Genomic DNA, 8,420 nt, shown 5'->3' on the forward strand with positions numbered 1-8,420 from the left:
CCCTCCTCCCCCGCCACCGCTGCCGCCGACGCTGCGCTGGCCGCATCCGCCACCGCCCAAGAAGTCGGGCATGGGGGCCATCGGGGTGATCGGGGCCGTGCTGGGCTCGGTGGCGGCGCTGTTCGTACTGATCGTCGTGGGGGCGGCGTTCTTCAAGGGCGCGTCACGGTCGGAGACCTCGAGACCGATCGCGATCCCGACGTACGAGCCTTCGGAACGCGCCACCGACGACGAGCCGTTGCCCGAGCGCACGCGGACGGAGGAGCCGACCGAGGAGCCGTCGACCAGCGAGCCCACGAGCCGGCCGACGGAGCGGGAGACGGAGGAGCCCGAGCAGGAGCCGCGGCAGACGGTCAACACCAGCCTGAAGAACAACTCGATGTACCGCGCGGGCATCCTGCCGAGGCTGAGGTGCCCGGCGGGCAACGCCAGCATCTTCAACCACAGCCAGCTCAAGTCGCTGATCCTCAAAACCGGCAAGTGCATGGACCGGGCGTGGAAGCCCATCCTGGAGAAGCAGGGCATCAGGTTCAGCCCGCCGAGCTACGCCATCGCCGCCAGGCGGGGCAGGGGCGCGTGCGGCGACTACCCGCAGCCGGGCAACATCGTGCCGTACTACTGCCCGCAGAACAACACGATCTACGCCTCCACCTCGGCCATGTCCAGGGGCAACGGCAACGCCCGCGGCTACGGCCAGATCATCTCCTGGCACGGCGGGATCATCAGCATGATGGCCCACGAGTACGGCCACCACGTGCAGAACATCACGGGGCTGATGAACTCGTGGTGGCGCTCCACCCTGGACACCTCCAACAGGAACGCCAAGCTCGCCCTGAGCCGGCGGCTGGAGCTGCAGGCCACGTGCTTCGGCGGCATGTGGATGCGCTCGGTCGCGAGCTCGTACCCGGTGAGCACGTCCAACCGGAGCCGGCTGTTCTGGTTCTACGGCCAGGTGGGCGACCACCCGGGCTATCCGCGCGACCACGGCAAGCCGGTCAACAACAACCGGTGGTTCAGGCAGGGCTGGACGAAGAACAAGGCGTACCAGTGCAACACGTGGCTGGCGTCGGCCTCTACGACCTCCTGAAGTCAAGGCAAAGTTCATCTCATGTTGGGCACATGTCGTTGTTGTCCGAGTATGGGGACTAGAATCCTGGCAATCTTGTGCCCAATGGGGGGCAAACGTCAGTTTTGCCTGGTAGGCGTATTAGGGAGCCGGGTGTGCGCAATCGGGATGGGGAAGAGAACGTGCCAGGAGGCAGGAAGCGGCGCCCCACTCGCCGTCCACGCCCTGCTTCCCAGCGTCCCCCATCCCCCCGTGACACACCTCCACGTGACACACCTTCACGTGACACACCTTCACGTGACACACCTTCACGTGACACACCGCCGCGCGACACGCCTCCTCACGACGCTCCTCCACGCGACCGATCCCCGCGAGACGCGTCTCCTCGCGACACGCCTCCACGCGACAGAGCCCCGCGCGACCGATCTCCGCGAGAAGCATCCCCGCGCGAAACGTCCTCCCGTGACACATCCCCACGGGAAGCATCTCCGCGCGACACGTCCCGGCGCGGGGCGTCTCCCCGCGGCACGTCCCCACGCGGCGCCGGCCCTCGCTCCGGTTCCCCTTCCGGCTCCGGTTCAGGTTCCGGCCCCACGCCGCGCAACTCCCCACCGCGCACTGCCACACCGCGCAACGCCCCGCCCCGTTTCGCGAAGCCGCTGACCCCCGCCTCCGTCCTCGGATGGACCGCGCTGTCCGCCATCGTGCCCGGCGCCGCACACCTGCGGGCCGGGCAGCGCCGTATCGGGCTGGTGCTCGTCAGCGTGTACGCGGTGCTGCTGCTCGCCGGCCTGATCTACGGGCTCAGCATCGCCGGGAACCTGGGGAACGCGGCCGCGCTGGTCGGCGACGGCATGCTCGTGACGATCACGGTCCTCGCCGCGATCGGCGCGCTGGCGTGGTTCGCGTTGCTCGTCACCTCGTACGTCGTCCTCAACCCCAGCAGGCTCAACCAGCAGGGCCAGATGATCACCGGCATCGTGGTCGGCGTGCTGTGCGTGGCGGTCATGTCGCCGTTCGCCCTGACCGCGAACACCGTGATGACCTTCCGCAACACGCTCAAGGGCATCTTCCCGTCGTCGTCCGACTCCGACGTGCCGCCCGCGGCCAAGGAAGGCGAGGACCCCTGGCACGGCAAGGACCGGGTCAACTTCCTGCTGATCGGCGGCGACGCGGCGAGCAACCGCACCGGTGTGCGGACCGACAGCATGACGGTGGCCAGCGTGGACATCAAGAGCGGCGCCACGATCCTGTTCAGCCTGCCGCGCAATCTGCAGCACGTGCGCTTCCCTTCCTCGTCGCCGCTGCACGACCAGTTCCCGAGCGGCTTCCGGGCCGAGCTGCCGAACGGCGGCCTGCTCAACGAGGTGTGGCAGTACGCCAACGACCACCCGGAGGTCATGGGCGGCAAGAACAAGGGCCCGCGAGCCCTCATGGACGCCATCGGCCACACGCTCGGCCTCAAGATCGACTACTACGCGATGATGAACATGTACGGCTTCGCGGACCTCGTCGACGCCATCGGCGGCCTCAAGATCCGGGTCGAGCAGGACGTCAAGTGGGGCGGCCTCTACGGCACGGCGGGCACGATCAAAGCCGGCTACCGGCGGCTCAGCGGCGAGGAGGCCCTCTGGTACGGCCGCTCCCGCGTCAACAGCGACGACTTCTCCCGCATGGGCCGCCAGCGCTGCGTCATCGGCGCCTTCGCCCAGCAGGCCACCCCGGCCGTGATCCTCACCAACTTCACCAAGATCGCCGGTGCGGCCAAGCGGCTGGCGCGCACCAACATCCCGCAGCACCTCGTGCAGCCGCTGGTGGAGCTGGCCGTCAAGGTCAAGGACGCCAAGATCACCAGCCTGCAGTTCGTACCACCGCAGTTCTGGCCGGGCAACCCCGACTGGGCGAAGATCCGTACCGCGTCGCGCAAGGCGATCGCCGTCTCGCTCCGGCCGGCCAAGCAGGCGCAGACGGCTCACGTGGGCTCCTCGCCGACCGCCACGTCCAGCCCGACGAAGACCCGCGCCGCGCAGCCGACGCAGACGCCGACCAGGAACAGCCAGAAGGGCAAGGGAGGCGACGCCAAGTCCCTCGACGAGCTCTGCGGCCTCTGACCCCGGCCTCGGCGGGGCGGGCCTGTGCACGCCCCGCCGAGGCCTGGACGAGCAGGCTGGGGCCAGCGGGCTGGGACCCGGACACGCAGAGCTGAGAGACGGGCACACACCGCTCGGACGGGCACCGCGCGCCCGAGACACCGTCTGGCCCCGTCGAGGTCTGTACGGCGCGCTCAGGAGCGGACAGACGTCTCCGTCGCGGGTGGGACGGCGGACGCGGGACGGCGGACGCGGCTCAGGTGACGGCATCGAAGGTCACCGGGAGCCGCTGCGGGCCGCGTACCGTCAGACTGGCCCGCCACCGCAGCGTCTCGGGCGGCACCGCGAGGGCGAGCCCGGACAGGCGGCGGGCGACGGCGCCCAGGGCGGCCCGGCCGACGATGCGGGCGAGCATGGCCCCGAGGCAGTAGTGCGGTCCGTGTCCGAAGCTCAGGTGGGCGTTGTCCTCCCGGGCGAGATCGGGCCGGTCCGGGCCGGGGAAGCGGCGGGGGTCGCGGTTGGCCGCCCCCAGTGCCACCAGGATCGGCTCCCCGGCGGGTACCACCACCCCGCCGATCTCCAGCGGCTCCAGGGCGAAGCGCCAGGTCGACAGCTCGACCGGGCTGTCGTAGCGCAGCAGTTCCTCCACCGCCCGGTCGATCAGCTCCGGTTGTGATCGCAGGCGGGCGAGCTGCCCAGGGTGCCGCAGCAAGGTGTACGTGCCCAGCCCGACGAGGCCGACGGTCGTCTCGTAACCGGCCACCAGCAGCAGGAAGATCATCGACAGCATCTCGTTCTCGGACAGTCGCTCCTCCTCGTCCACGGCCCCCGTGATCGCGCTGATGACGTCGTCCCCGGGCTCGCGCCGCTTGGCGGCGGCCAGCTCGCCCACGTACGCGCCCAGGCGGCGCAGCGCCTCGGGCCTCGCCTCGCCGTCCCGCCCCTCCCCCGAGGTGACGACCGCCGTGGTCCACCGTTGGAAGTCCGTACGGTCGGCGGCCGGCACGCCGAGCACGTCGCAGATCGTGGCGAACTGCAACGGCGAGGCGAACTCGCCGATCAGCTCGGCGCCGGCCCGCCCCGCGAACCGGTCGATGAGCGCGCCGGCCCGCTCCTCGATCCGCGGCCGCAGGGCCGCCAGCCTTCCCGGGGTGAAGTAGCGGGTGACCAGGCGGCGCAGCCGGGTGTGCTCGGGCGGGTCCGTGGTGAGCAGATGGGTGCCCAGCCCTGACCGGTCCTCAAGCGGTCGCCCGCGGCCCGCCTCCTGCCAGTCGGGCGGCGCGTGGCGCGGGTCCTTGCTGAGCCGGGGATCGGCCAGCGCGGCGCGGGCGTCGTCGTAGCGGGTCACGAGCCATCCGTACAGGCCGCTGTGCAACGTCACGCGGTGGGGCGCACCCGACTCCCGCAACCGGGCGTAGACGGGATACGGGTCGGCCAGCACCCCGTCGTCCCCGGGCAGCATCTCCTCGAGCATCCTGAAGTCCTACCCCGCCGCCGGTGAATCGGGACCTGGATCGATGAACGATGGGCCGGTCCGTTAAGGAGGCCCCGGGTCGCATTCGTGCAGCACGCCATAACGCCGCTGCGCGACCCGCATCAACTCGGTGAGGTCCTTGATGGCATCACGCCCCTTGGCCACCTTCTTGAGATCTATTCCTATCCATAGCGTCTCGCCTCCGCAGGAGAAGCGTGAGATGACGAAATAGGGCCGACCACCCAGCATGTCGTTGCCCGCGTGGACGGCGAATCCTTCGCCCAGTTCAGCCGGCAGGGCGGTCGGCCGTGATCTGTCCCAATTTTTATGTGCGAGTTCCAGCCGTTTGACGCTGTCATCAACTCTGGACCACCATACGGCTGCAGGGTCGCCGTTCCCGCCGCCTTCCACGATGCATCCGCCGTCGTCCCGCCACGTCCCGTCCTTGCGATCGGTGTAGGTCCTGGCGTCTCCCGTTATACGGCGGAAGGACTCCTGTGAGATGAACTCGCACCAGTAGGGCGATCGGTCGACGACAGGACGAAGATCCGGCGCGGCCGGAGTCTGGACGGGCTCGCCACCGGCGCATGAGGTGATGCCCAGCATCATGACAAGTAGAGATATAACAAGCCCGCGTAGTTTGATCACTCACTCCCTCTAATCCGCGATCCTGAAGCTTCGGCGAGCCTCTTCAGCACCGTCATTCAACACTCCTTGGCCATCGATCGTCAGACTGCTGAATCGCGAGTGATAGTGGGCCCAGTTGAGGAAGTCGTCATACTCAGCAGGCGTCATTTCGACAATGGGCTTCATCTGGCCGTTCTCGTCGATGAACGAGCGGCCCTTGAGGCCTTGGCCGTCGTGCTGGCCGTGCGCCACCGTGGCCGTGGCCACCATCTGCTCCATCAACCGGTTGACCAGTTCCCGGTTCTCCGTCGCCGTGGCGTACGACTCGTCGAGCATCTTGCCGTTCTTGAAGAACCCGGCGATCCAGCTCGCTCCCTTGTCGAACCCGTACGTCCCCGGCCTTCCGCCCACCTCACCCGCCACCTCCTTGGCGAAGCTCTCCAGGCGCATGCCCTTGAACGCCTGCTCGGCCAGCTTGCCCGCGAACTCCTTGCCGGGCACGGGCACGATGCCGATGGCGGAGCGCACCATGGACTCGAGCTCCTTGGCGGCGGCCTCGTTGGCCCGGCCCACCGAGTAGAGGGCCTGTTCGCGGGCGCCGAGGATGTGGCCGAAGGTCTTGCTCTCCATGGAGAGGGGGTCGACGAGGCGCGGGCCTTTGTCGGTGAGGGGGAAGATGCGGTCGATCTCCACGCGCGTGTGCTCGGCCTGTGCCCTGGTGATCTGGGCGAACACGGCGTCGTCGCTGGTGGAGAGAAGCAGCGCGTAGTCGATGTCGCGCCGGTTGACCGACTGGTCGCTCAGGGTTTCGCCGACGCCGGACCTGAGCACGTTGCGGCCGGCGACGATCCGGCCGAGCTCGTCGATGTGGGCGGACAGGATGGTGCCGAGCGCGGGCCGCAACGATGCGCGCTGGTCGAAGCCGGCCTGGTCGGCGAGCTGGAGTTTCTCGGCGGAGTTGCGGGCGTAGAGCGCGGGTAGGTCGGCGCCGAGGATCTTGAGGGTCTCCGCGGTCAGCCGGAGCGAGACCGGGTCGGAGCCCTTCATCGCGGCTTCCATCGCCGCGCCGAGCGCCCTGGCGTCGCGGTCGTCCGCGGTCGAGTGGGGGTTGTCGGTCCACCAGGCCACCCGGTCGTGCAGCAGGTAGTCGAGGTTGGTCGTCGTACGGCCGGCGGGCGTGTGGTCGAGGAGCGCCTGCGCCGCGGCGGGGCTGGCGGCGGCGGCCCGCAGCAGGTCGGGGACGAAGGTGCGCATGTCGCTCATCGCCTTCGTTCCCTCTCCGTTCCTGAGGGCGTCGTGGACCTCGCGGTCGAGCGCGATCATGTCGCGTCCGACCGTGCGCATGAACTCCGCCGAGTACGGGGGTTCGCCGGGATGGGCGCCCAGCACGTCGGCCAGGTCGTGGTAGGCGGTGGGCCGCCCGCCCGTCACGCTGTGAACGTCTCTGGAGGTGCGGCCCGCGGCCTTGAGCCGCTGCAGGAACCCGGCGCCGAGGTAGGCGGGGCCGTCGGGGTCGGTGACGGCGGCCAGCGTCGTGCTCAGCATCCGCAGGACGTGATCTCCCTGGGCGGCCGCCCGCTTGGCGCCCTCGTGGTCTCCCGCGCGCTCCCAGGAGGCCTTCTCCTGCCGGATGGCGTTGGCCAGGTCGGTCACGCCCCTGGCGCCGAGCCTGCTCATGAACGCTCTGGCGAAGGCGGGGTCGTGCATCTTGGCGGCGTACCGCTGCATGACGGCGAGCTGCTCGGGCAGCACCTTGCCCCTGGGGTATTTGGTGTGGGCGGCGATGGCCGCGTCGGCGGCTGCGGCGCCGTCCAGCATCGCCTGCCCGGTCTCCAGCTTGTCGGGCAGCGGCAGGAACGAGCCGGCGGCGGTGGAGGTGCCGAAGACGACCTTCTCGCGTTCGAGCTCGTCGACCAGCCGCCGGCGCCGCCGCAGGTCCTCGGCCTGGGTCCGGGCCTGCCTGGCCAGGTCGCGGATGCGCGTGGCGGGCAGGGTGTCGAGGCCGGCGGCCGCCAGCTCGCCGTGCAGCCGGATGGCGAGGTCGGCGAGCCGGCCGGCGGCGGCGGTGTGCTGGTCGGCCATGGTGTCGAACTCGGGCCGTTTGACGCCCGTGAAGTCGGGGCCGGCGCTCATGGCCGCTCCGGCAGGGCGTCGAGTTTGCGTCTGGCGTCGGCGACGGCCTTGGACAACATCTCACGCAGCCCGCGCTCGGCCGCGTGCACCTCCTCGCCGAACCTGCGCCCGGCCGGGCCCACCCACGCGTTCCCCCGCATCAGCCCGCACACCTGGTGGAGCGTCCACCAGTGCTCGTCGGACAGCCGCTGGATGCGTACCACGGCAGCCTGCATCGCCTCGCGATCGGGCTCAGGCATCTCGCTCCTCCGAGGCTCCCGAAGAGGAGGCGGCACTCGCCGCACTTCTCCACGCCAGTCAACCGCAAGGGCGCCGGGGAAGCGCGGACCATGCCGAACGTTTATGGCGCGAACCGCACGCCCCTCATGTCACACCAGCGCGCCCTTCTTCCTCGGCAGCAGCACCAGCGCCCCGACGTAGAGCACGGCCGCCACGATGAGCAGCCCCTTGTAGCCGATGACCAGCGCGGCGTACTCCAGGCAGCCGCCCACCATGGCACCCAGCAGGTTGGCGCCGAAGGACGTCGTGGCGTCGGCGGTGTCGGCGAAGCGTTTGGCGAAGACGACGTTGGCGGCGAAGATCGGCAGGAAGGCCACGGTCACCGCGGCCACCGCGCGCAGCGGCAGCGGCAGGGACAGGAGCCACGCGTTCGGCACCAGCCAGGCCAGCAGCAGGCCGGCGAACAGCACGCCGTACATGACGGGCAGCGGCGGGGTGCGGAAGCGGCGGGTCACCTCGACGGCGGCGAGCACCGCGACGAGCACGCCGGCGAAGACGATCGCGTTGACCACCCACGTCGTGCCGAACAGCAGCGCGAACCCGGTCACGCTCTTCGTCTCCAGCAACATGAACCCGACGCCCAGCAGGAACAGGTCGGCGTAGGGCCGCATGCGGTCGTAGGGGCCCGCGACGACGCGGACGGCGAGGAGGCTGACGATGAGGATCAGGCCGAGCGTGATGATGTAGATCGGCGGGATCGTCGCGTCCTTGAGGTAGAGGAACGGGCGGTCGTCGTCGGCGGGGGCGGGGG

6 protein-coding genes and 1 pseudogene are annotated in these 8,420 nt (G+C 69.9%); 2 read left to right on the forward strand and 5 right to left on the reverse strand.

All coding sequences use genetic code 11. From position 1 onward, the window contains the following. On the forward strand, nucleotides 1-1,087 hold a 1,087-nt coding region (locus tag GUY59_RS44765; RefSeq protein WP_236668115.1), incomplete at its 5' end, for a neutral zinc metallopeptidase. A gap of 683 nt (nucleotides 1,088-1,770) precedes the next feature. Then, entirely contained in the window at nucleotides 1,771-3,177 is a 1,407-nt protein-coding gene (locus tag GUY59_RS44770; protein WP_252375242.1) for an LCP family protein, read from the forward strand. Nucleotides 3,178-3,412: 235 nt separating this feature from the next. Here the strand turns inward: GUY59_RS44770 and GUY59_RS44775 are convergent, their stop codons facing one another. From GUY59_RS44775 to GUY59_RS44795, 5 genes and pseudogenes are all read right to left on the reverse strand, one after another. Beyond that, entirely contained in the window at nucleotides 3,413-4,630 is a 1,218-nt protein-coding gene (locus tag GUY59_RS44775) for a cytochrome P450 family protein (RefSeq protein WP_138208286.1), read from the reverse strand. A 63-nt stretch (nucleotides 4,631-4,693) separates the two neighbouring features. After that, nucleotides 4,694-5,239, reverse strand: coding sequence for a hypothetical protein (locus tag GUY59_RS44780; protein ID WP_138208287.1), 546 nt, complete (start codon nucleotides 5,237-5,239; stop codon nucleotides 4,694-4,696). A gap of 48 nt (nucleotides 5,240-5,287) precedes the next feature. Continuing rightward, nucleotides 5,288-7,390 (reverse strand): hypothetical protein, encoded by a 2,103-nt coding sequence (locus GUY59_RS44785; protein ID WP_138208288.1) that lies wholly within the window; start codon nucleotides 7,388-7,390, stop codon nucleotides 5,288-5,290. After that, nucleotides 7,387-7,629 carry a hypothetical protein gene (locus GUY59_RS44790; protein WP_138208289.1) on the reverse strand — a complete coding sequence of 81 codons (243 nt, stop codon included), beginning with the start codon at nucleotides 7,627-7,629 and terminating at the stop codon, nucleotides 7,387-7,389. The genes GUY59_RS44785 and GUY59_RS44790 overlap by 4 nt, the downstream gene beginning before the upstream one ends. Nucleotides 7,630-7,758: 129 nt before the next feature. Next, nucleotides 7,759-8,420, reverse strand: a pseudogene (locus GUY59_RS44795) (spermidine synthase); the annotation flags it as partial.

Origin of the sequence: Nonomuraea sp. K271 (assembly GCF_009908215.1) — a bacterium.
Taxonomy (GTDB): domain Bacteria; phylum Actinomycetota; class Actinomycetes; order Streptosporangiales; family Streptosporangiaceae; genus Nonomuraea; species Nonomuraea longispora.